Here is a 23,210-nt window from a genome sequence, read left to right on the forward strand (position 1 = left end):
GTATTGGGCCTATGAAGATGGCAATGGAAATTTTTCGGGAAACAGAAAAATACATTGTTGTTGATATGGGAGATCTTACCGATCCGAATCGCAAGCTGATCCCTGATAATATGCGTTGGATGAGAAAATCCAACAGTGGAACAGATTTAATTCAAGAAGTTCCTTCCAATGTCTACGCGTTCCTATCTTTCGATCATTTCCGTGTGGAGCTGCAGAAAAGGGATGGAATTATGTACTCCCATTTGAAAGTAAGGTAGTTCGGTGCAGGAGCGACGAATAATGTGGATAATGTAGGGAAAGTGATAGACACTGCTCTTTATGCAGAATACATTCCATCAGGTTTACAGTGGGGGCGCACAGTTTTAGATCCTGGTATCCACGAAATGAGGCTTATAAGTGGGCAATTGGTACCCAAAATGAGAGGTAAAGATAAAGACGGATTTGGTATATACCGATTTCCTGCACAATGGATTGGTGAAAAAGGCACTGCTATTGTTTTTCATTCAATAATCGACCATTCTTTAGGTGGCAAGTAATGGTAACGGATACGGATGTTCAATAGGGGAATTAAACTATAGTTATTACATGCATGCATACACCCGCAAGCATGAAAAAGGAACAGATACAACAGTTCGTCACTTGATCCAATCAATTAGCTTAGAACTGGATTTTGTACAGACTTAAATAAGCCTTGGCGGCTTCGTTTTTTAAAATTTAATATTTCTAGGCAGCAGATCGAGATTTCTGTCTATACTCATAGACTACACCTTAGAATGTCAAATACGGTTTTCTTCTCATACCGATGTGACTTGCGTCCATTCTTTTCAATCATCCGAAAGAATTGGAGAAGCACCCGCTGTACATCATCCGCTTGCTTTTTCATGGCATCATGTAGAGAAAGAAAATATTCTTTTAAGATACAGATTACTTTGAATTCACTGGCTTCTTTCTTTTTCTTTATCAGCAAAAGCCAATGCATCTGAAACATGAGAGAAGAACTCAGCAAAATGGCGATCAACTGCCTGTATACATGACATTCAAAGCGTTCGGTTTTGACCGACTTGCATCGGTCAATATGGAAGATGGATTTCCACGTTTTAAATAAAATCTCGATTTGCCAGCGTAGGGAATACAGGTCATGGACATGCTCTTTTTTTAAATAAATGTCAGGGGCATTGGTCATGTAAATATTGATGGCACTTAAGCGTTTTGTTCGTTCTTTGTAAGTCGCGTTTTTCTTTTTCTCCTGTTTAGCACGCATCAGGAGCCGCTTCTGACTCTGTTCTTCCGTAAGTTTGTAAATAAGAAGCCGTATTTTTTATAGAGACCCAGATACACTTCAGGAAGTTCCACCATTTCTCCAGATTGAAGACGATTCATAATAACTTCCAGATCGATTTCTTTGTACAATGATTGCTTTTTTACCCTGCCATCTTTGAATTGTTCAACTTCCTTATTTTGTTCATATACGCGGACATTCAATTTTAACCGTGAAACATAAAAAGCTCCTCGCTGCTCTATTTCTTCAAAGTCTTCTAAACAAAAATACCCCAAATCTCGAATACAAAGATCGTTCATTTCCACCGTTTTCGCTCGTTTTGAACCATATAGACCATCGTTGTTTTTTCCGAGGCCAACTTCTACTTGTAAGAATTCTCCGGATTTCAACTCGTATTCGAGTTGAATTTTCATGCCAGCCGTATGAGAACTTCCTCCGGATCCCTGGTAACGGTCGGCAAAGGGATCTGGAAGTTGAAAAACAGTCGAATCCAGAATACAGATTCGATGAAAATAGGAGTTACATTCACAAGGCAGCGAGAAGGAAGTCGAGATCTTTTCTTGGAGAAGTGTTGAAAAAAGGGATTGAAGCGTTGATTCAATCCTTCTGCGCTCATCGAAAGATGATTGGAGGCATCAAGTTGGCTACATAATCGTGCGAGGGGAGTCACAGCTACACGATCATTTAAAAAGACACATAAGGAAACCAAATCCTGCGCGGTATATTTGCTCTTTCGTTGGACGAAACCAAGTTGGGTAGGAGAAAAATGATGGTGAAGCTGTTGGGCTAGTAAATGCATTTTTCGCTGATAGAAAGTGGAATAGAATTCATGGCAAACCATCCTTTCTATGGAATTATGCTTGATATAGAAAGGATGGCTTATTTTTCCAGTTTGGGGTATAGATTCATCTTAGCTTGATGGGTATGTGAGGTGACCCCGATTACAGCATGGTGACAATCGAAGGTTCGTCGCCGACAATTGCGATTTTAATATCGGATATACTTATCATCGTTTTCACCCATACCCATTGCAGCATATTCACCTTAACAGAACCTAAACGGCGGGAGCAAAATTAAGCTGATGTTTATCTATCCGTTTAGGTTCTGTTTCATTGGGGATGGTAGGGTAGGGGGTGAGAAAACTATTCGAGCATTCAGGAGGATTGGTTTATGAGAAGATCGTCCCTAGTCGACGCCGCTCTTGTTGTATTCATGTCGTCATTTTCGTTCTCCGCCTCGGTTTCGTCGAACCAGCCAGCGGTCGATAGCAAGTCTACCGAGGTCAAGCCGCCTTTGGACAAACCCGTTTGGGAGGTCACCGGTTTACTCCATGGGGCGCTTTCCAGAATGTACGGGATGAACACTCCAAGAGGATGCTGAACCAAGCTGGCAGCGGCCAATTAGGAGCTCATCCGAAAAAGGTCGGTTGGGGCCTGAAGCGGAAAACAGCAACAAACGTATCACAGTATAGCCAGGCCAATTGAGGAGGATAATTTATGATTATAACCACTACATCAACTATTGAAGATTCCCCGATCAAAATGAGTAGCCCTTCCACGTCCACTATGCCCCAAGCCCGACCTGGCTGGCCAGAGACCCTAACTGCACTGGGTCTCTATCTGATCGGCATTATTATGCTCGGTCTTTGGATGACGCAAATCCCTGACGAGCAAGCCATCTTGCGAATTAACATCGGGGGTGTAGGCAATGGTCTCGTTGGCCTCGCCGCCTTGTTCGCAGCCTACGCCCTGCGAGTTCGCAATCTGCGCGCTTTCGGTTTCCGGGCGACCGAACGGAAATGGCTGCTTGTGGGAGCCGCCCTCGGTGTTGTCGCGTTCGGCGGATGCTTCGTTATAGAGGGGGTGTATTTTCAATTCATCACCGAGCCGAACAACCAAGCGGACTTCCAGGTGGCGGCGAAAGGCGGCGCGCTCTCACTCTTCGTTCTGATTATCACTGGCGCCATCCTCACGCCGCTCGGCGAGGAGTTTGTATTCCGTGGCGTTATTGCCAATGCGCTGAACCGTTACGGAGCATGGGCTGGCGTGGTCGCCAGCGCTGCGATCTTCGGCGTCGTTCATGGATTCAACGTCATCCTGTTCGACGCATTCATGGTCGGCATCCTGACGGGCATACTGTTCCGTAAGACGGATTCCGTCTGGCCTGGGGTCGTGGTGCATATCGTTTATAACGGCCTCAATCTTCTCTACTATTCTACGCTATAGGTACTGCCACATAGCCATCAAGTAAAGAAATTAATACACCCCCAAAACGAAAAAAAGCTATTTTTTTTGTAAATAAAGGATGGCTTTTTTTCGTTTTGGGGGTATTCGAAAATTTTAGCTTGATGGGCATGGGGCTCTACCCCTTTAAGATCATGTACAGTGAACCGTATCATCGCTAGTGGTAAAGCAGAGAATTAAACTGGATGTCGAAGCGGCAATGCTGAATTTGCAGGTCGGAGCTTAAATTGTTTAAGCACTCGACACATGTGGAGTGTCTAATATTGATGGTTCGCAAGGAATAGTTGAGATGTGACAGTATTGCTCATGTGGTGAATCACAACAAATGATCTCGATAGAGGTTGAAATCTTATCTTGACATATATCGATCATCTATATGTTATGTAGATGATCGATATATGAAAGGGAGATAGGGTTATGGCTATTAGTTAACTGGCAGCACAACAATGCTCATACTAAAGTTACTTAAAATTAAAGATATGTATGGCTATCAGATGATTGAGGAACTTGCAAACAGGTCACACCATACATTTTCGTTAAAAGCGGGGACGCTTTATCCCTTGCTGCATACCCTTGAACAGCAGGAAAAGATATCTTCTTATGAAGAAAATGCAGACAGTACAAAAGTGAGGAAATATTACAGCATAACGAAAAAAGGCAAAGGAATGCTTGCTGAGAAAAAAGATGAATGGAAAGCTTTTACTTCTGCTGTTAATCAGGTTTTACAAGGGGGTATGACCTTGCCCTGAAAAAGTAGACACGTAGAAAGCCTCAGTGAACCCAATTAGCCTAACTTTCTCCGACCAGGAATGGCGGGACATAATCGTTGGAGGAATGCGTTCTCCGACGGTTGTAAAAGAGCTCGATATATTCAAACACAGCTTTCTTAGCCTCAAGCTCGTGTCTTGAATGTGCAATCATTGAGCCATTCCATTTTCAACTTTCCCCAAAAGGATTCCATTGGAGAATTATCATAACAGTTTCCTTTGCGACTCATGCTGCAGATAAATCCGTTCTTCTCAAGAAGTTTCTGGTAACCTTTACTGGCGTATTGAACGCCGCGATCAGAATGTACAATAAGTCCTTTGGATGCACCTGTGCGGCCAATTGCTTGCTTCAGAGCCGCAAAGACAAGCTCTGTTTTCATACGACTATCCATCGCCCAGCCTACGAGTTTTCGGCCATGTAAATCCAACACGCCAGCGAGATATAGCCATCCTTCAGCCGTTGCTATGTAGGTAATATCACTCAACCACTTCTCATTGGGTTTGCTTGTGGTAAAGTCCTGGTTCACAATGTTATCTGCAAGAGGGAGATTGTGGTTTGAATTTGTTGTTGCTTTGTATTTCTTTACCACTTTCGATCGGATCCCGTTAGCTCGCATTAACCGCGCAACACGGCCCCGACTGGCTTTCTTATCTGACGGTAAATTCTTAGTAATCTGCGGTGATCCGTAGATTCTGCGACTGTTTTGAGTAAAATATGGGAGTATTAAGCGAATGTTGAATTCATCTCTGAAAGCGTGTCAGGCCACCGGGCGGAAGACCGCGATGACCCAGACGGCCGCCGCATCGACCACCGTTATGACAATCCAAGTCGTCGGAAAATAAAAGCCTCTGTATAGGTATGATATTCACAAATTCAAAACTGGTCGGTTATATCCGTCCAGTGTGTCCAATCGGGAAGCTTCTGCAGTCCCCAATAATTGAGAAACATCCGGATCACTTGTCCCTTGTCCGGCGTTTGATAGCTGTAATGCTTGAAGGACTGATCAGCGTAGTTCAGGCGCAGTTCGACGATAATGCTGTTCAGGGCATCCTGCGCAGGGCAAGCTTGTATATAACTGCTTTCCCCGACAGGCGCGCTTGGATCCAAGATAATGAAGTCATCGGGATCTGCCGCGAAGCCTTCGATAATATCCGTGATCAGAGAGGCTTCAATGGCGTCGTTTTGGTAGGTTACGTTTTGGGTGCTAATGGTGTAGGTCACATCATTGCGGTCAACTGGGCTCAAATTTGCGGATTCACTCATTGCTCTTCCTCCTACTATAAAGTATCATTTTCTCCCGTTTTCTCACTTATTCTCATGATTTCATCTTTGACAGCTTGTGTTGGTGGAGAATGTCGTTGTACCGAATATCTCTGTACAGGCGTGGGCGGGAACAGAGTTTAGGACTGTTTCATTACTAGGAATAGCCTACGCGAAAATACCACAATGGATCATTTTTTCCCTGCTCGGCAATAAGAGCAAACTGTTCCAGTGCTTTTTCATACAAACTCAGATTGTTATAAGCCCGACCCATGCTGATGATCATGTCGTAATCCCTGTCCGCTGGAGGAATTTTCATCAGAGTGTCTACGATCTGCTGGTGTTCATTATCTTCGTGCCATTTCATTATCTGTGCGCTTAGCTCTTGCTCCATCGTTGCCGTTTGCCTCCCAAGTGAAAATGTGGTTTTCTCTATTTTACCAGAGAGAGGGCTGTGGATGGAAATGTTTACCTTCATTTCGAAAGGATACTTAATATAACGAAAAGATGCTATAACCAAGTCACGGCGGTAAACCGGTTATGCTGATCTAAAAAATAGTTAGATTCATAATCATGTATCCTTAGTCAAGAACGTATGTTCCTGTTTGGTATTCCCGAAACCTTATGAATGTATCCAGCTTCTCGTGCAACCCGTTTGGCTGTTCTTTGAATCCTTATGGCTACCCTTATGGCAATGGGAACGAACATGGGGCTTACAAAAGTGGCCGAAACTACCCCAGCTTGCAGATATTGCCTTTTTAATTCGAAAAATCGCTATAAGCAATCAGGATCGCCTCGTCTTTTTTTATGAAAAGATAAAAAAAGCTCTCGAAGAAATGGAGAGAGGAGGAGTCACACATGCTGAAAACTATCAAGTTTATTCCTCACGCCACTGGTCTGTCACTAGAACAGTAATTACATTTCTTGAGGAAACAGCAGAATTCTTATAATACTCATCGTCATCCGTTAAATCGATAGCTGTGTCAAGATTATCAGTTTTTAAAGCAGCATCTACGACCAAATAGAACAGAATGTGCAGATCGATAACATTATGATGATAAATTTTCATAATCACTTTAGATGGGAGATTTTCATAAGTCTATGGTATTTGAAGCTTGTGGACAATTTACTGAGGCCATGGAAAGTTTTTGGGATGCCAATGATTGCGATTCATACGAATGGCTAAAAAAAGCTTGTCAAGAGAAGTATCGAAATGTCATAGATAAACTTAGACAAATTACTGAACATAATGCTACTGTCAAACATGCCTATTTTAAATTAACCCCGAAACAACGGAATATATTGACTAGTATTTATCAGTTAGAGGGTAGCGGCCCAGTCACGCTCACAGCTATCTCTAATGTTACAAAAATTCGAGAGTCAGAGCTAAAAAAGGCAATTGCTACCTTCCTTCGATTAAATATGCTCAGAGAAGACCGATATGGTTACCATCTTGATGAAAATATTAGTATTATTACGAAGGAAACACTAGAAACCAACAAAAAAACATCCAATCGGGAAAAAGCTAATTCAAAAAAATTTAAAGTCAAAATCATCCTTAAATCCGGAAAAGAAGAAACTGGTATTGTTCAAGATTTTGCTGATTTCAAGTCTCTTATACAACATTTCGAGAAGGTCCGAATGGAAATGGATGAGTTGATCACTTTTGAAGAATTTGCCTTCAGGGCTTCGGAAGTTGCAATGATAGAGAAAGTTGAGGAAGAAGCTTCGTAAATGTGGAAGACCGTGCAAAGAAATTTGTGTGGTTCCATTTATCCGATAATAACGGATTCGATGAACCGGACTTCAATTCGTTTTGGTTATCCCAGAGATCAAAGGGGTGTTGAAGAAGCATCTCCTCTTATTTTTGTTTTCGGATTTTCTTATCTCCGACGAAATGTTCGGTGGGGAATGCTGGCTACCCCTAGGAAGAGCAGATTTGCCGGTCCAGCGGCGGACAGCTGCATGAATTGGGTAGCACCTTCGCAGTAGGTTCCAGTTATACTGGAGCGAGAATTGAAATTTCATTTAGTGGTATGAGAGCAGATTCTCTTATATTTCATATCTGGAAATGGTTAAGAGGGAAACTGCTAAAATAACTATGTAACACTAATAGTGAAATTGCATCAATCAGAAATCCTCACATCTTTTGCCGGTGCCATAGATTGTCTGGAGGCTGTCCCATAAGCTATGAAAATGGCTACGGACACCTCTTTTCATTTTTTCACAACAAAAAGAAACCGTTCTTTGGTAAAATGGAGGTACCACCCACCCACTTACAAAAGGAACGGTTTCTTTGTACATTCAATATACCATGGACCAACTATGCTTGCCAATGGATTTGGAAGAGGACATTCCTCAAAATCATCTCGTTCGTGTCGTTAATGAAGCCGTGAATAAGCTTGAGGCCATCTTTGACGCGGCTTATCCCGGAGGTGGACGAGACAGCTATCATCCGAAGATGCTAACCAAAGTCATCATCTTCGCCTACACTCAGCGTGTCTAAGCCTCCCGACAGATCGCCAAAGCTGTCCGTGAAAACATCATGTTCATGTGGATCGCGGGTAGACAGCGTCCGGATTTCCGTACCATCAACCGGTTTCGTTCCGATCGAATGAAAGACGCGTTGGAGGCCGTGTTTACGGCGGTTCTTCAATTTCTGGCCAATGAGAACTACGTGCAACTTGAAAACTACTTTGTCGATGGGACTAAAATCGAAGCCAATGCCAATCGGTATACGTTTGTTTGGGGCAAGGCTGTAGTGAAGCACAAAGCCAAGCTTCAGGAAAAAGTTCAGACGCTATTTGCCACCATCGAAGAAACGGAGAAGCAAGAAGAAAAGACCCATGGCAGTGGAGACCTGTGTGAGCTAGGCGAAGCTTCGCGGCTTTCATGATGGCCATTTGGGTAATGGGCACCTTTGTGAAGATCACGATTTATTATTATGCGGTTCTCCTTGGCATCGCACAATGGCGGAGCCTTTCCAACTATCGGCCTCTTGTTTTTCCGATCGGAACTGCAGCCAGATTAACTTACCCAGGAGCTGATCTGGCCTTTTAACAATATATTTTGCTGTAAGTTGTTGAAAGCACAAAACTTGATTTTATTAAAACTTGCTGCATTGAGTTATTCATCTGATCTAGTTAAATATGTATCATTTATTATGAAATATGTTCCTTACGTATTCCTAGGTTTAGATGATACTATGAAACTATATTATACAAATAAATATATAAACCGAGGAGGGTGGCGACATGATGGGATGGGTATTTGTCTGGTATCCGCAGAAAATCAAATACCGTTTCTTCGTTTCTTTTTTATTCTTTATTTTGTTGCCTGCCGCGATCTTTGTAATGTATTACTTCAGGGAGCTTGAAACCACTTTGAAAGATAAGATAAACTCCCAAAGCGCTGCACAGTTGGGCTATGTAAAAGAAAGTATGGAAAATATCCGAGTCTCGCTTTTTAGAGAGTCTTTGGTATTAAGCAATGATAAAGCACTTCTAGCGGTACTCCGGGATGATTCAAAGGACCCGGACGCACGACGGTTATTTGTAACGGATAAGTTGCAGGAAAATCGGTTACTTGGGGGGAGGTCACCTTTACCCACCAATATATATTATTCACTGATCGACTATCGTCATCAGGAAGTCAATTCTACTTTTGTAAGCAATATCAGTTATTACGATCTTACAAGTGAAGATTGGTGGAAAAATTCGGAAGGATTAGGAAAGCAGTATGACCAAGAATCAAGAAAAAAACTCAGGGACGTGTATACGCTAACGGTTAATATGATTGGACCGGATAACAGCGTGGATGGTCAACTATTGATTAGTTTTGATTATATAGAGTGGCTAAAAGCCATGTACCGTTTTTTTACAATCAGACAGGATTATTTCATAATGGATCAAACGGGCAACATTGTTACCAAGAGTAGTCCAGATGAATATATTTCTATTCCGTCTGCTGAGATTGTTCGAAGGCAAGCGGCAACGGGCAGTTTTTGGACGAATGGTCAGGAACAGATGAGTGCAGTCTATTTGCCTTCCTATCAGTGGTATGTGATTAACAGTTTTCCACTTCATACGTTTTTCGGGGACATCAATCAAGTCAAACACAGATTGGTGATCATTCTCACGATCTTTATTTTTTTATTCATTGCCATCACTTTTATCATCTCCCATCGAATCACACGTCCGTTGCAGCTTCTTCAGCATCATATGTCAATCGTTGTGAGAAATGAGTTCAGGTCGTCTTTGCCCGAAAAGTTGGGTACAGGCGAGGTTCGTGAATTGGGGACAACGTTCAATCGAATGATTAGCGATATCCGCAATTTGATACAAAAGTTAAAGGTGGAGGAAAGGGAAAAGGAAGCATCACGGTTCCAAATGTTGCTTGCACAGATGAATCCTCATTTTCTATTAAACACGTTAAATGCCATTAAATGGACTGCACTGGGACGCAAGGATGCCGAGATTGCGGAGATTTGTGTTTGTCTGGGGGAGCTATTGGAATCCAGCTTGAATGTCCAGAACGATTTGATCCTTCTAGACGAGGAATTAACCCTGGTGAAGGCGTATGTGCGTATTCAGAATTTCAGATTCGACGGTTATGTCAATGTTCGTTATGAATATGACGAATCGCTTCGTTACGCTCTTGTTCCCAAACTGAGTTTGCAGCCGCTGGTCGAGAATTCGTTCTTTCACGGTTTTAATCAGATGCAGAAAGAGGGAAGCATAACGATTCGGGTGGTGAAAGAGCATAAATCTCTGATCATGGAAGTGAAGGACAATGGAATTGGGATGGAGGCTTCCGCCAATCATCAACCATCAAGGAAAAGCAAAGGGATCGGAATCAACAATTTGCGGGAACGGTTGCAGTTGCTTTTTAAATCCGATGGACAGCTCGAGGCGGTTTCGAGCGATCAGGGAACGCTCATCCGTTTGAAATTCCCGCTTCTTCTATCGGAACCATACGGGAAGGGTGGATGATGAATTCATGTGGAAGGTGCTATTAGTTGAAGATGAAACGCGAGTCAGACGATTAATTAAAGAAATTATTGATTGGGAGAAGTTCGGGTTCGTAATTATTGGCGAGGCCGCTAACGGGATCGAAGCGCTGAAGGTGATTCAGGAGGAGTTTCCGCATTTCATATTGTGCGATATTATGATGCCGCTTATGGATGGGATTGAACTTCTTCGGAAGGCCCGTGAGCAAGGTTTTGAGGGCCCGTTCGTCATGCTGACCTGCATGAATGAATTCGAATTGGCCAGACAAGCAGTTGAGTATGGTGCAACCAGCTATATGTTGAAGCTCTCGTTGAATGTGGATACGATACGGGAGATGCTGGATAAGGTGAGCCGGGAATTAAGCAAAGCGGCTACACCTGCGCGTCAACTTTCATACCGTGATTTCGAATTATTGTATTGGTATACGTGGAGACAAATCCATGGTATGGAAGACGCAGATCCGGAACAAAGAGACTTGCTGGATCGTATTTCCACAAGCGGCTTTACACATGTAGATCTTTGTTTAGTATTGCATGGCGCTAGAGGGATCGATGAGGAGGATCTGATTCGATCTGGGCTGATTTATTCCAAGGAAACAGCAATAATTCATAAATTCAGAATGCATGGCTGCACGACATTTTTTTCTTGGGTTTCACGTTCCGAGCATCCTGTTGAGAATGATTTAGCCGAGAACAACGCAATAGGATATCCAGCCGTATGTGCCTATTCTGTAGCACTGTCTGAACTGGAATCTACATGGAAAGATATGATTAGAAATATTGAGGAATCTTGGTATGAATGTAGCAAAAGCAGGAAAGCATATTCAACAACAGACTTCAACATCCAACAACCAATCCTATCCTCACAAACGCTTTGGAACATGGAACGAGAAATATTACAAGCGTTTGAGCGTCGGGATAAGATAAGCTGCATTCGCCAGTTGAGTAATATGTTTGACGAAATGAAGAAGAATCATACAAGCATGACTGTTGTTATGGAAATGGCGGAACGATTGGATAATAGGTTTGGGGCTATTTCCGGCCATGGAAAAGCCCAAACCGATAATTGGTTGTCCGCGGCAAGTCATGAGGAGCTTCGACTTTTTCTGGAGAAGAGGATCGATGATTGGTTAACGAAATGGATAAAGACAACCACCTTGCCATCGGGCCATCCTGAGATCAACAGGATTGTAGATTATATCCAAAACCATTACGATAAGGAAATCACGTTGAAATTGATGGCGGAACACGTTGCCTTGGATGAGCACTATTTAAGTGGTCTATTTAGTAAAAAGATGGGATGTACATTAATTCATTACTTGCACAAAGTAAGGATTGATCAAGCTCGTTTTTATTTGCTGCAGTCTACATTAACGGTCGGGGAAATTGCAGAAAGGGTAGGATTTGGAAATGTCGCATATTTTGTAAAAATTTTCAAACGCTGGGTAGAGCAGACGCCCAGTGAATTTAGAAAGTATCACATGTCGAATGGTTAGATTATCGGCCCTTTCCTGTTTTGAGGAAGGGGCTTGTTTATTCTAGTAGCTTAATTTTGTGTAAGAGGTCACTAAATCTGTTTCTTATACGCTTCCAGGTACAATGGTATGATGAAGGTGTGTTACAGAAAGGGAGAGGCATCTACTGCAGGGATTCATCTTCCTTCTATATTTCCAAGCCTAAATTCGATTAAAAAGAGAAGGGGATATCGATGCAAAAATATAAAAAGATTGCAGCATCTGCAACCTCGATTGCACTTATAGGTAGTCTGCTTGCAGCCTGCGGAGACGCTACCAGTAATACTGGTTCATCCGCCGCTCCTGAAGCATCCGCAGAATCTTCGAAGATGGTCAAGCTGAACATTATAGAAGGTGGGTCGGGCCTGCCAGCCCCGGAAAAAGATTTCGTCCGGGAGAATTTGAACAAGGCATTAAATGTCGATATCAACTTGACGGCTTATGCTACTGATTATGGCAGTCAGCTGAATGTACGAATGGCAGCAGGTGATTATCCGGATTTGTTTGGCGTTGACAAGGCTTCGTTGAAGCAGTTGTCGGATCAAGGACTTTTACTCGATCTGACGCCCTATTTCGATAAAGAGCTTAAGCCAGTTAAAACCTTCATTGGAGATTCCAGCCTGAAGAAAGGTACGGTTAACGGCAAAGTATTTGCAGTTGCCCAAGCGCCGCAAGCTCCTAAGGCTACTTACTGGATCCGTAAGGATTGGCTGGACAAGTTGCAATTAAAGCCACCCGAAACACTCGATGATTTGTTGACCGTGTCTAAAGCTTTCACTGAGAAAGATCCGGACGGTAACGGAAAGAATGATACTTATGGTATAACAGGCTTGATGGGGGCCACAGGTCTTAGCTTGTTTTCCGCCTTCTCCCCAGTGTTCGGAGGATATGGTGTCCCCAATCCAGGTGAATTTTTCGTTAAGGACGGAAAGGTCGTCCAATCGTTATATGATCCGGGCATGAAGGATGCACTGACCTTTATTTCTAAATTTGTTGCCAGTGGTTCGGTTGATCCAGATTATATCTTGAATACAGGGACTCAGCCCAGGGACAAAGCCATCAAAGGTCAAGTGGGCATCATCTGGACAGAATGGACGAATTTGACCAATGCTCAGTACGTTGAACAAATAAAGAAAGTAAATCCGAATGCCGAATGGGTCCAGCTGCCCGCGCCGAAAGGTCCTGCAGGACAGTTCTCCGGGTCAACGGATATTGGTAAAACAGCCGGATTGATGGCGATCCCGAAGTCACTCCAGAAGGACAAGACAAAGCTGCATAGAGTGTTCGACCTTTTGAATTATATCTCCACTGGTGAAGGATCGAAGCTTGTCCAATATGGCGTGGAGGGTAAACACTATAATCTGGAAAACGGCAAGGTTATCCCAACTCCACTTATGGCCTCGGAAGCCGGATATACGTACCTGTACCAATTTACCGGTCGACCTGACCTTGAATATTTGTCAACCAAGTTTGCAACTCAATTTCCATATATCGATTTTGCGAACAAACAATCCCGTATTCCGTCGCTTAACGGATTCCTGAACTATCCAGACGGTTACAGTGATTCCGATGCAGGCCGTTATATTTCGGAAGAACTCACGAAATTCATTCATGGAAAACGGCCATTGAGCCAGTACGATGATTTCCTGAAAAGTCTTGAAACGACAATGAACTACAAGACATTTCTAAATTCAGCGAATAAGCAGTTAAATGATTTAGGTTATGGCAAATAAAGCAATCTGTTTTCTGCGAAGAACCGATTACTCTCTTCTCGGCTCTTCGCTTTTTTGGTAAGGAGGGAAACTAAAGATGAATGAAGGAATTATTAAAGCAAATAAAAAGCAAACGGTACAAAGAGTTCAGATAAAACAACTTAGAAAAGTGATTTGGAGCTATCGATCCCTCTATTTCATGCTGCTGCCGGGAATCATTTACTACATTATTTTTAAGTATATCCCTATGTATGGAATTATTATTGCATTCAAAGATTTTAATTTCTCGGACGGTATCCTGTTCAGTGGATGGGCAGATCCTTGGTACAAATATTTCAAAATGTTCTATGAATCACCTTATTTTATACAGGTCATGTCCAATACGTTTATTATTAGTTTCTATAAAATGATTTTCGGTATCGTGCCTCCAATTCTTTTTGCAATTCTGCTTAATGAATGCCGGGTCCGTTGGTTTAAGTCTTTCATACAAACGTTAACCTATATGCCTCACTTTTTTTCCTGGGTGATTATTTACGGGATTCTCCTTGCGTTTTTGTCCGAAAGCTCGGGCCTAGTAAACCATTGGATTAAAGATTCGGGAGGTACTCCAATCAATTTCCTTACCTCAACGGAAATATTTCGGAGTGTGCTTGTTAGTTCTGAGATTTGGAAAGACTTGGGCTGGGGCGCAATCATTTATCTGGCTGCAATGACAGGCATTGATCCTACGCTTTACGAAGCCGCTAAGGTCGATGGGGCAGGAAGGTTTCGAATGATATGGCATATAACGTTGCCCGGGATCCGATCAGTTATCGTCATGCTTCTAATTTTGAAGCTTGGGCACATTCTGGATGCGGGATTTGATCAAATTTACATTCTATACAATGTTCAGGTATACCCGGTTGCGGATATTTTGGACACTTGGGTTTTCCGAACGGGGCTGCAGAAATTGAACTTCAGTCTGGCTGCCGCTGCCGGTTTACTCAAATCATTTGTGGGTTTGGTACTAATTCTGCTATCTAACAAGCTTGCGAAGCGTTGGGGGGAGAGCATATGGTAAAACACTGGAATGATAAGTTATTTGACGGAGCAGTACTGGTAATATTGGGCTTGGCTGGCTTGGCCGCAATCATTCCGGTCATGTATGTGGTTTCTGTATCGATTACCCCAATCTCCGAAGTACTGAAAAACGGAGGATTCGTACTCATTCCGGGAAAAATTGATCTAACTGCGTACAAGGAACTGTTTACGACAACAGGAATCCCACGTTCGATGTGGGTGACTGCCTTGTTGACCGTTATAGGAACCACAGTTAATTTGGTTCTGACGCTTCTCATGGCGTATCCGCTTAGCCGGAAGAAGTTACCTGGCCGCAGTCTCTTTCTTTTTATGGTTGTCTTTACGATGTTGTTCAACGGAGGATTGATTCCTACTTATATTGTCGTGAAGAATATAGGATTACTTAACTCTATCTGGTCCATGATATTGCCTAGTGCAATATGGACGTTCAACATTCTCATTATGAAAAGTTTCTTTGAAAACTTACCGGAGGAATTGTTCGAATCCGCCCGGATGGATGGAGCCAAGGAGATGCGTATCTTGACACAGATTGTTGTACCTTTGTCGGTGCCATCCTTAATGACAATCGGCTTGTTTTATACCGTTGGTCATTGGAATGAGTTTTTTCAAGCCATCATGTATATGACGGATAGAAACTGGTTCCCATTGCAAGTGATTGTTAGGGAAATTCTGGTTCAGACGCAGCAACCTTTGGAAAATGCTGAAAACTTGATGCCTACAGAAACGTTGCAGATGGCGTCTGTGATCATGGCATCTTTGCCAATTATTGTCCTGTACCCATTTCTACAGAAACATTTTACCAAGGGGATGCTATTAGGAGCGATAAAAGGTTGATAAGGGGGAGTTCACATGCAATTGCGTACAGACATACTAGTTGCAGGAGGTGGGATTTCTGGCGTAGTAGCTGCATTGGCAGCTGCTCGTAATGGTGCAAAGGTGATCATATGTCAGGATCGGCCTGTATTGGGCGGTAATGCTTCTTCCGAGATTCGCATGCATATCGTTGGGGCAGCAAATTCCAAACGGAAGCAGGATTTGGAGACGGAAGCGAGAGAAGGCGGCATACTTGAAGAAATTCTGCTTGAATGTGGCATTCGCAATCCACAGCGAAGTGCATCGATGTTCGATCTCATTTTATATGAAAAGTGCAGAGCGGAACCGAACCTGACATTAATGCTCAATACGGCAGTCACTGGAGTGCGGATGGAGGACTGCCGTATTCTGTCTGTACTGGCTGCAAGGGAAAGCACGGAGCATTATTTCGAAATCTTCGCCAGTATCTTCATGGACTGTACAGGAGATGGGCGTCTCGGTAAAGAAGCGGGTGCGTTGTTCAAGACAGGCCGGGAGTCCTCCAAACAATATGGGGAATCCCATGCAGGAGAAGAAGCTGATACGTACCGTCTCGGTTCTTCACTGCTGTTTACAACCCGGAATATGGGCAAACCGATGAAGTATATCCCACCCTCATGGGCGAAAAAGTATACAGAAGCGGATTTAAAGTTCCGTGACCACTCCTCATGGGAATACGGTTATTGGTGGGTGGAGTTCGGCGGTTTGCTGGATACGATTGCCGATAACGAAACGATCCGCGATGAATTGCTTGCTATTATGATGGGCGTCTGGGATCATATCAAGAACAGTGGAAACCATCCGGAGTCGGAGAATTGGGCTTTGGATTGGTTCGGCTTTGTCCCCGGTAAACGGGAGTCTCGCCGATTTATCGGCAAACATCTCCTTACGCAATCGGATCTGGAAGAAGCTGTCCATTTTGAGGATGTGATAGCGTATGGCGGGTGGCCGATGGATACGCATCCTCCGCAGGGGATCGAAGCAAAAGACCAGGATCCTTGCAGTCAGCCGGTTACCAATTATATATATGGTATCCCGCTGAGAGCCTTGATTAGCGCCAATGTGGAAAATCTGATGTTTGTAGGACGGAATATATCCGCTACACATATTGCTTTTTCAAGTACCCGTGTTATGGCAACATGCGGTGTAATGGGTCAGGGGGCAGGAACGTTCGCAGCGCTTGCGATTTGCAATGGGATCACAATGGATCAAGCATGGCGTGATCCAGAGTTGGTCCGAAATACGCAGCAGTTGCTGATCAAACAGGATGCCTATTTGCCTGGCATTCAGGCGGATCCCAATCTGGCCAGCCAGGCTACTGTCCGGGCATCATCTGAGCAGCCGGAGGGCGTAGCTTCAAATGTCATTGACGGACATACCCGTTCCATACATGGATCGAGAGGGGTAAGACCGAGTCTAGCTGTTCGTGGCACCCACCGCTGGATGGCACAGCCGGAAGATCGGGAGCCTTGGATTGAGCTGGAGTGGAAAGAACCAGTATCTATCCGCGATATCACCATCGTACTTGATACGGGCATGCATCGAAGGCTAACACTGACACATGATGACAACCTGCACCAACAAAACATATGGGGGCCGCAGCCGGAAACCATAAAGGAGTTTCGGATAATGGCTTATTTAGAGGATTCATACGAAGAAGGCTTTCTAGTGATGCACGTCCAGGATAATTATCAGCGGCAAGTTACATGTCAAGTTCAGTTGGAGAAGGTGCGTAAGCTTCGGCTGGAGGTTCTGGGTACCAATGGGCTGGATCATGCTCGAATCTTTGAAATTCGATGTCATTAAAGGAGGGATATGCAAATGAGTCAGCGTAAGCAACTTTTTCCGCAATTGGATCGGATGCTGCACGGGGCGGATTATAACCCCGAGCAGTGGATCCATATGCCCGAAGTCTGGGATGAAGATATACGTTTGATGCATCTAGCAAAGTGCAATGTCATGACCATGGGCATGTTCTCCTGGTCCAGTCTGGAACCGAATGAAGGACAATTCGAATTCGGATGGCTTGACGGAATCATCGATAAGCTGACTCTCAACGGCATCTCTTTCATTCTGGGTACGCCAAGCGGGGCGCGGCCGGCATGGCTGGCCTCTAAATACCCGGAGGTGCTTCGGGTCAGACCGGAACGTGTGCGCAATTTGTATGGAACCCGGCATAACCATTGTTATACGTCGCCTATATATCGAGAGAAAGTCAGGATTATCAATACATTGATGGCGGAACGTTACGGCAAACATCCCGATTTGCTGCTTTGGCACATCTCCAACGAATACAATGGGGAATGCCACTGCGATTTATGCCAGGCGGCATTTCGTGAATGGTTGAGGAAGAAATACAACGACGATTTAGACAGTTTGAACCAGGCGTGGTATACGACCTTTTGGAGCCACAACTATACAGACTGGAAAGAAATTGAGTCACCGTCCCCTATTGGGGAACATATGTTGCACGGCTTACAGCTGGATTGGAAACGGTTTGTCACTGATCAGAGCATTGATTTCATGCTTCAAGAGATTGCGCCTCTGAAGCGGCTTTCCCCTGATATTCCTGTCACGACGAATTTCTTGGGCGGATGCAACATCAATTATGAACGAATGGCCGAGCATGTGGATATTGTTTCGTGGGACAGCTATCCGTATTGGCACAGCAAGAATCCTGACTGGCGGACGGCATGCCATGCAGCGTTCACCCACGACCGTTATCGTTCGTTCAAGCCAGATAAACCTTTTCTGCTGATGGAATGCACACCGAGCCTGGCAAACTGGCAGGAGGTTGCCAAGCTAAAGCGACCCGGCATGCATGCGCTGTCCTCTATACAAGCTGTGGCTCACGGCTCTGATTCCGTTCAATACTTCCAGTGGCGTAAGAGCAGAGGAAGCTCGGAGAAGTTCCACGGCGCTGTTGTGGACCATAGCGCACACGAGCATACGAGAGTTTTTAGCGATGTTGCAGAATTAGGTGCTTATCTGGAACGACTACAGCCTGTTAACGGTACAAATATTCGGGCGGAAACCGCACTCATTTACGATACTGAAAATAAATGGGCGGTAGAAGGAGCAGCAGGGCCGAGAAAACCGAATCTTAGCTACGATGGGGAAGTGTTCCGCCATTATGAGCCATTCTGGAAGCAAGGTATTCCTGTAGACATTATATCCATGGATCGTTCACTTGAGGGCTACAAGCTCGTGATTGCTCCGATGCTGTACATGTTGAAGCAGGGGGCGGCAGAACGATTTGAGACATTTGTCCGCTCAGGGGGTACGCTTGTCCTAACGTATTGGAGCGGAATTGTCGACGAGAATGATCTCTGTTTCCTGGGCGGCTTTCCAGGACCGCTTCGTAAGCTAGCTGGGGTATGGTCAGAAGAACTTGATGCTCTGTATCCAGAAGATTACAATTCACTCGTTATGAAGGAGAACGCATTGGAAGGCTTATCGGGAACATATTCGGTATCTTTGATGTGTGATCTGATTCATGTCGAGACGGCGAAAGTTCTTGCAGAATACCAAGAGGATTTCTATCAAGGGTATCCCGCATTGACCGTAAACCGATTTATAGATGGGGAAGTTTACTATATGGCGGCTCGAACTGAGTCTTCGTTTCTGGACGACTTTTATCGCACGCTGGCGGGTCGTTGCAGATTGGGCCGTGCACTTCGGGCAGATTGGGATGAAGGTGTCAATGCACAGGTCCGTACGGATGGCGATCGAGACTTCATCTTCCTTCATAATTTCACCAATCAAGAGCAAAGTATCCTATTGAAAGAGATTGTCACCGATCTGGAGGGAACTCCGGTAGAACAAAGTTTGTGTCTTCCAGCTTACGGATATCGTGTGTTCATTAGAGAAGCAAATAACATTAGAGCTAATATCTGAATGTCGAGCCTTCCGGTTTTCTTAGAGCGAAACCTATAGCGTCACAGCATAATTATCCCAAATATGGTTTGTTAAATTTCAAAAAGGTCGCCTCTTAAGCATTATTAAGAAGCGACCTTTTGAAGTAGCTATGAGAATATTGGATACACAGCACGGCAATTTGGCTGTTCGTTCGTGGCTAGAATGCGTGATTAAGGTCAATTGAGCTGAAAACATTTGTATTCATAAATCTCCTTGATCCTCAGCGACACATCAATATACATCTGCATACGTGGCTTGATCACAATAAGCTCTTGTCCATGGGCTTAATCCTTTTCGATGGATTGTGGACAGGTATTACCTGCCATTTCATTGTAAAGGATTATTTTTTTGCTTTGACGATAGAAAGACCGAAAATTATGAAGATTCTGAGAAAATTAATGCAACGCTAGTGACTTTGTTCATGTTATAATAATTCCTATATGAATAATGAGATTTATAGATTAAGGGGCGTGATAATTTGGATCTTCAACCTATAAAGACTTTTCAAACCATTGTGAAACATGGGAGTTTCATTCGTGCTGCAGAAGAGCTCCAGTATGTCCAGTCTACCATAACCATGCAGATTCAAAAATTGGAATCGGATATGGGCATAAGACTTTTTGAGAGAGGCAAAGTTACACGATTGACAGAAGCGGGGCAATTATTTTTGGAAAAATCAGCTTCTATTCTTGATGATTATGAGTATTTGCGCATCATGATGGAGGATTGGCACCAAGGATTAGCGGGACTTATCCGTTTAGGTGCAGTGGAGCCTGTTGCCAGCTATCGCCTGCCCAAACTATTGGTCCCGTTTCAAGACCGCTACCCGGATGTACAGGTTAGCATTCAAGTAGGCCCAACAGGCTTATTGAGCGATATGCTGGCAGTTGGCCAACTGGATATTGTGATATGCACAACACCAGAACCATCACCTGAGGCAAGATTTGAAGCGCTATATGCTGAACAGCTCACCCTTCTGCTTCCAGAATCCCATCGCCTTGCGAATAAGCAGGAATTATTATTGAAAGATCTGCAGGGAGAGCGCCTGCTGCTTCCGAACAAAACATGCTCCTACCGCAACCGGATAGAGAGCTCCCTGCTCGAAAATAATGTGCACCCTTATTATGTCATGGAAATTAGCAGTATGTCTGCGCTTAAATTTTATGTCCAGGAGCAATTCGGAATAGCTGTCGTCCCCTCTCTGACAGTGGACCCAGTGCCGAAGGGTACGGTAATCAAGCCGATGAAGGACCTGAATTCAGGGTTAACTACAGGTCTTTTGACCAAGCCTGAAACCAAAATACTCGGTAAAGCCGGTATCAATCTGATTACCGCTCTCAAAGAGGGTTTATCTGCGTAGCTCCGACCTGTTGGCTATCATTATAATCGCAACTCCAATCCGGCTTAATTAGCTGATTTGGAGTTTTTTTGCGTTCGAACGAATAATTAAGTTTTGAATTACCTTCCCAAAGGACTGTTCAAAAATTTTGAAGGGTCTATGATTTTTTTGAATTATTCAAATGGAAGATTTTAAGTTAGTATAACGGTAATAAATCTGATTAATCCAATAAGTAATAAGGGATATAAGTTCATAAGGGGGAATAGGGATCTGTATGGAAGAGCTATCATCGGATGATATCGAATTTGGCTGGTATATTCCCTCAACAGGGGATGGGAGTTATCTGGGGGTCAAGCCAGAGAGAGAACCTACGATTGATTATTTAATAAAAGTTGCACAGACTGCCGAACAAGCCGGATTTACCTTCGCACTTGTGCCGACAGGAGGGAATTGCATCGATGCGTGGTGCTGAGTTCGGCAATCACCTCTCATACGAAAATCTTAAAGCCGCTCATTGCTGTCCGGACGTGTTTGATAGCTCCGGTGCTAGCTGCAAGAATGGCGGCATCTCTCGACTACATTTCCAATGGCAGAGCTTTGCTCAATATCGTGAAAGGAGGTGCAACAAATGACCTTAAGGCTACTGGCGATCCGCTGGCAAACGCACATGACGAAAGATATGAACGCACAGTGGAGTTTTTGCAAATCATAAAAGGCGTCTGGGAAAACTCAAGGATCGAATACCAGTCTATCATGGCTGATACTGAAACCGATCAGGGCCAACAAAAGATGAATTTTAAAGGAACGTATTACGAGCTTGAAGAAGCTGCCAGTTTTCCTCCTCCTGTCCAATCACCACATCCGCCTATTTATTTTGCCGGAAGTTCACCTGCTGCGAGGAAGGTTGCTGCCGAATTTGCCGATGTTTACCTGTTTTGGGCTGAGCCTCTGGAATGGGTTGAAGAGCAAATTAAGGAGCTTGAGCATGTAAGGGGGCAACTAAGCGAGCAGACTGGGGTCAAACGGCGCCCGCGTTACGGAATGAGGGCCCAGGTGCTGGTACGCGACACGGAGGAAGCAGCATGGAAAGCAGCATGGCAAATTATTAGCAAGTAACCACAGAGCCAAGCTTGATGTTTGCTCCTTCTAATACTTTTTGGATTCGATTGTGTTGCCTAGCTCGTTCTTCGATGATACTACGGCGGTACCGAACTAATTCGCGTAGTTCTCGTTGATTTCGGTTTGGAATGAAGCTGGCCTTCAGTAGCCCATGACGAAGAAGTTGGGCAATCCATTCGGCATCTTTGACATCTGTTTTCCGTCCTGGTAGAGCTTTCATATGCTGAGCATTTACAACTAAAAATTCAATATCTTCAGCTTCTAATAGGTTAACAATTGGCTTCCAGAATACGCCTGTACTCTCCATCGCTACATGGGTGCAACCATGCTTTTTAATCCAGTCAATTAACTGGAGTAGAAATACGGTTTTAGTAGAGAACGTTTGAATCTCCTTTCCTTCGGGTGTCATTGTACATGCAGTAATGGAATCCTTATGAACATCCATACTACATGCGCGCTCAATGAGTATATCCATTGAAATTGTCCTTTCTACGGCTTGAATATTGGGGGCTGGTGCAACAACCAAAATAGGATTAATCTACCATGAGTGCTTCCCGAAGGAGCGACATTCTGTGATGCACCGTGGTCGGTGGAGTCAGACTAACGGATGGGCTCTAAGGCACCATAGTTGATCGACCTTCCTCACCCAGCCGTAGTAGGAGTATTGACGGATTTCATTCATTTTCATCCTCTGTGGTGCAGCGCTGGTCTTACGCTGCATGGACGGCTAACGGGATAGTGTCAATGCGGGATTTGGAAAAATTAATTTCATTGTTATCTCTTAGCGTTATGGAATTTGGAATACAGTCAGCATATCATATCGAGCCATTTTCTTTGTTCCTATAGTTTTAAACAGTAAAGTCACAACATATTTGACACTTTGATGTTCTCGGATGCGCCCTGGAGTTCGCCGATCGAAACCGGGAAACGGGTGACGATCTGCATTACGTAGAACGTGATTGAGAAGTCAAATCGAATCTTCGATGCTCTGCAGCAAGACGACCATGTCAATATGCCGTTACAGGAGGAAGAGGAATCCTTCTGCCCTGGATTCGGCGACGGCGTGACCTTCCAGATCTACACGGAGATGTAAACCATACCTCACGAAGAAAGAGTTG

The 23,210-nt window shown here is 44.0% G+C and carries 21 protein-coding genes and 4 pseudogenes; 19 read left to right on the top strand and 6 right to left on the bottom strand.

Features of this window, described 5'->3' with window-relative positions; all coding sequences use genetic code 11:
• The first annotated feature begins 17 nt into the window (after positions 1 to 17).
• Together LRL21_RS30495 and LRL21_RS30500 are read left to right on the top strand one after the other, a co-directional pair.
• Positions 18 to 257 carry a hypothetical protein gene (locus LRL21_RS30495; protein ID WP_240419526.1) on the top strand — a complete coding sequence of 80 codons (240 nt, stop codon included), beginning with the start codon at positions 18 to 20 and terminating at the stop codon, positions 255 to 257.
• Positions 258 to 281: 24 nt separating this feature from the next.
• Positions 282 to 536 (top strand): hypothetical protein, encoded by a 255-nt coding sequence (locus tag LRL21_RS30500; RefSeq protein WP_240419527.1) that lies wholly within the window; start codon positions 282 to 284, stop codon positions 534 to 536.
• Between the two features lie 187 nt (positions 537 to 723).
• On the opposite strand, the pseudogene LRL21_RS30505 reads toward LRL21_RS30500, so the two are convergent.
• Both LRL21_RS30505 and LRL21_RS30510 read right to left on the bottom strand, forming a co-directional pair.
• Positions 724 to 2,120: pseudogene (locus tag LRL21_RS30505) on the bottom strand (IS4 family transposase).
• Positions 2,121 to 2,433: 313 nt separating this feature from the next.
• On the bottom strand, positions 2,434 to 2,664 hold the full coding sequence (locus tag LRL21_RS30510) for a hypothetical protein (RefSeq protein WP_240419528.1): 231 nt from the start codon (positions 2,662 to 2,664) through the stop codon (positions 2,434 to 2,436).
• 111 nt (positions 2,665 to 2,775) lie between these two features.
• Here LRL21_RS30510 and LRL21_RS30515 point away from each other — a divergent pair, with 111 nt between their 5' ends.
• Positions 2,776 to 3,504, top strand: coding sequence for a CPBP family intramembrane glutamic endopeptidase (locus tag LRL21_RS30515; RefSeq protein ID WP_240419529.1), 729 nt, complete (start codon positions 2,776 to 2,778; stop codon positions 3,502 to 3,504).
• A gap of 464 nt (positions 3,505 to 3,968) precedes the next feature.
• Positions 3,969 to 4,271: a PadR family transcriptional regulator gene (locus tag LRL21_RS30520; protein ID WP_240419530.1), complete on the top strand. Its 303-nt coding sequence runs from the start codon at positions 3,969 to 3,971 to the stop codon at positions 4,269 to 4,271.
• Between the two features lie 40 nt (positions 4,272 to 4,311).
• On the opposite strand, the pseudogene LRL21_RS30525 reads toward LRL21_RS30520, so the two are convergent.
• The 3 genes and pseudogenes from LRL21_RS30525 to LRL21_RS30535 form a co-directional block, all read right to left on the bottom strand.
• Positions 4,312 to 4,990 (bottom strand): annotated as a pseudogene (locus LRL21_RS30525) (IS3 family transposase); the annotation flags it as partial.
• Between the two features lie 173 nt (positions 4,991 to 5,163).
• Positions 5,164 to 5,553: a hypothetical protein gene (locus LRL21_RS30530; protein WP_240419531.1), complete on the bottom strand. Its 390-nt coding sequence runs from the start codon at positions 5,551 to 5,553 to the stop codon at positions 5,164 to 5,166.
• A gap of 154 nt (positions 5,554 to 5,707) precedes the next feature.
• Positions 5,708 to 5,917, bottom strand: coding sequence for a hypothetical protein (locus LRL21_RS30535; RefSeq protein WP_240419532.1), 210 nt, complete (start codon positions 5,915 to 5,917; stop codon positions 5,708 to 5,710).
• Positions 5,918 to 6,194: 277 nt separating this feature from the next.
• Between LRL21_RS30535 and LRL21_RS30540 the strand changes: the two genes are divergently transcribed.
• From LRL21_RS30540 to LRL21_RS30605, 14 genes and pseudogenes are all read left to right on the top strand, one after another.
• Positions 6,195 to 6,500 carry a hypothetical protein gene (locus tag LRL21_RS30540; RefSeq protein WP_240419533.1) on the top strand — a complete coding sequence of 102 codons (306 nt, stop codon included), beginning with the start codon at positions 6,195 to 6,197 and terminating at the stop codon, positions 6,498 to 6,500.
• 151 nt (positions 6,501 to 6,651) lie between these two features.
• On the top strand, positions 6,652 to 7,284 hold the full coding sequence (locus LRL21_RS30545; RefSeq protein WP_240419534.1) for a hypothetical protein: 633 nt from the start codon (positions 6,652 to 6,654) through the stop codon (positions 7,282 to 7,284).
• A gap of 562 nt (positions 7,285 to 7,846) precedes the next feature.
• Positions 7,847 to 8,443: pseudogene (locus tag LRL21_RS46925) on the top strand (transposase); the annotation flags it as partial.
• Positions 8,443 to 8,610 carry a hypothetical protein gene (locus LRL21_RS30560; protein ID WP_338044698.1) on the top strand — a complete coding sequence of 56 codons (168 nt, stop codon included), beginning with the start codon at positions 8,443 to 8,445 and terminating at the stop codon, positions 8,608 to 8,610. The pseudogene LRL21_RS46925 and the gene LRL21_RS30560, both read left to right, overlap by 1 nt.
• A gap of 194 nt (positions 8,611 to 8,804) precedes the next feature.
• Positions 8,805 to 10,541 carry a sensor histidine kinase gene (locus LRL21_RS30565; RefSeq protein WP_240419536.1) on the top strand — a complete coding sequence of 579 codons (1,737 nt, stop codon included), beginning with the start codon at positions 8,805 to 8,807 and terminating at the stop codon, positions 10,539 to 10,541.
• 7 nt (positions 10,542 to 10,548) lie between these two features.
• On the top strand, positions 10,549 to 12,054 hold the full coding sequence (locus tag LRL21_RS30570) for a response regulator transcription factor (protein WP_240419537.1): 1,506 nt from the start codon (positions 10,549 to 10,551) through the stop codon (positions 12,052 to 12,054).
• A gap of 212 nt (positions 12,055 to 12,266) precedes the next feature.
• A complete protein-coding gene (locus tag LRL21_RS30575) occupies positions 12,267 to 13,805 on the top strand; it encodes an extracellular solute-binding protein (protein WP_240419538.1) in 1,539 nt (512 codons plus the stop codon).
• A 178-nt stretch (positions 13,806 to 13,983) separates the two neighbouring features.
• A complete protein-coding gene (locus LRL21_RS30580; protein WP_240419578.1) occupies positions 13,984 to 14,844 on the top strand; it encodes an ABC transporter permease in 861 nt (286 codons plus the stop codon).
• Entirely contained in the window at positions 14,838 to 15,698 is an 861-nt protein-coding gene (locus LRL21_RS30585) for a carbohydrate ABC transporter permease (protein WP_240419539.1), read from the top strand. The genes LRL21_RS30580 and LRL21_RS30585 overlap by 7 nt, the downstream gene beginning before the upstream one ends.
• A 15-nt stretch (positions 15,699 to 15,713) precedes the next feature.
• Complete coding sequence (locus LRL21_RS30590; RefSeq protein WP_240419540.1) at positions 15,714 to 17,522, top strand: FAD-dependent oxidoreductase; 1,809 nt, start codon at positions 15,714 to 15,716, stop codon at positions 17,520 to 17,522.
• Between the two features lie 15 nt (positions 17,523 to 17,537).
• A complete protein-coding gene (locus LRL21_RS30595) occupies positions 17,538 to 19,613 on the top strand; it encodes a beta-galactosidase (RefSeq protein WP_240419541.1) in 2,076 nt (691 codons plus the stop codon).
• Between the two features lie 499 nt (positions 19,614 to 20,112).
• Entirely contained in the window at positions 20,113 to 20,994 is an 882-nt protein-coding gene (locus LRL21_RS30600; protein WP_275900972.1) for a LysR family transcriptional regulator, read from the top strand.
• A gap of 253 nt (positions 20,995 to 21,247) precedes the next feature.
• Positions 21,248 to 21,445 (top strand): LLM class oxidoreductase, encoded by a 198-nt coding sequence (locus tag LRL21_RS46425; protein WP_338044699.1) that lies wholly within the window; start codon positions 21,248 to 21,250, stop codon positions 21,443 to 21,445.
• A complete protein-coding gene (locus LRL21_RS30605; protein ID WP_338044702.1) occupies positions 21,439 to 22,089 on the top strand; it encodes an LLM class flavin-dependent oxidoreductase in 651 nt (216 codons plus the stop codon). Before LRL21_RS46425 ends, LRL21_RS30605 begins: the two co-directional genes overlap by 7 nt.
• On the opposite strand, the pseudogene LRL21_RS30610 reads toward LRL21_RS30605, so the two are convergent.
• Positions 22,085 to 22,567, bottom strand: a pseudogene (locus LRL21_RS30610) (IS110 family RNA-guided transposase); the annotation flags it as partial. The gene LRL21_RS30605 and the pseudogene LRL21_RS30610 overlap by 5 nt on opposite strands.
• A gap of 480 nt (positions 22,568 to 23,047) precedes the next feature.
• On the opposite strand from LRL21_RS30610, the gene LRL21_RS46930 reads away from it, so the two are divergent.
• On the top strand, positions 23,048 to 23,185 hold the full coding sequence (locus LRL21_RS46930; protein ID WP_420832507.1) for a hypothetical protein: 138 nt from the start codon (positions 23,048 to 23,050) through the stop codon (positions 23,183 to 23,185).
• The last annotated feature ends 25 nt before the right edge of the window (positions 23,186 to 23,210 follow it).

Source organism: Paenibacillus periandrae, from assembly GCF_022458865.1.
GTDB classification, from domain to species: domain Bacteria; phylum Bacillota; class Bacilli; order Paenibacillales; family NBRC-103111; genus Paenibacillus_S; species Paenibacillus_S periandrae.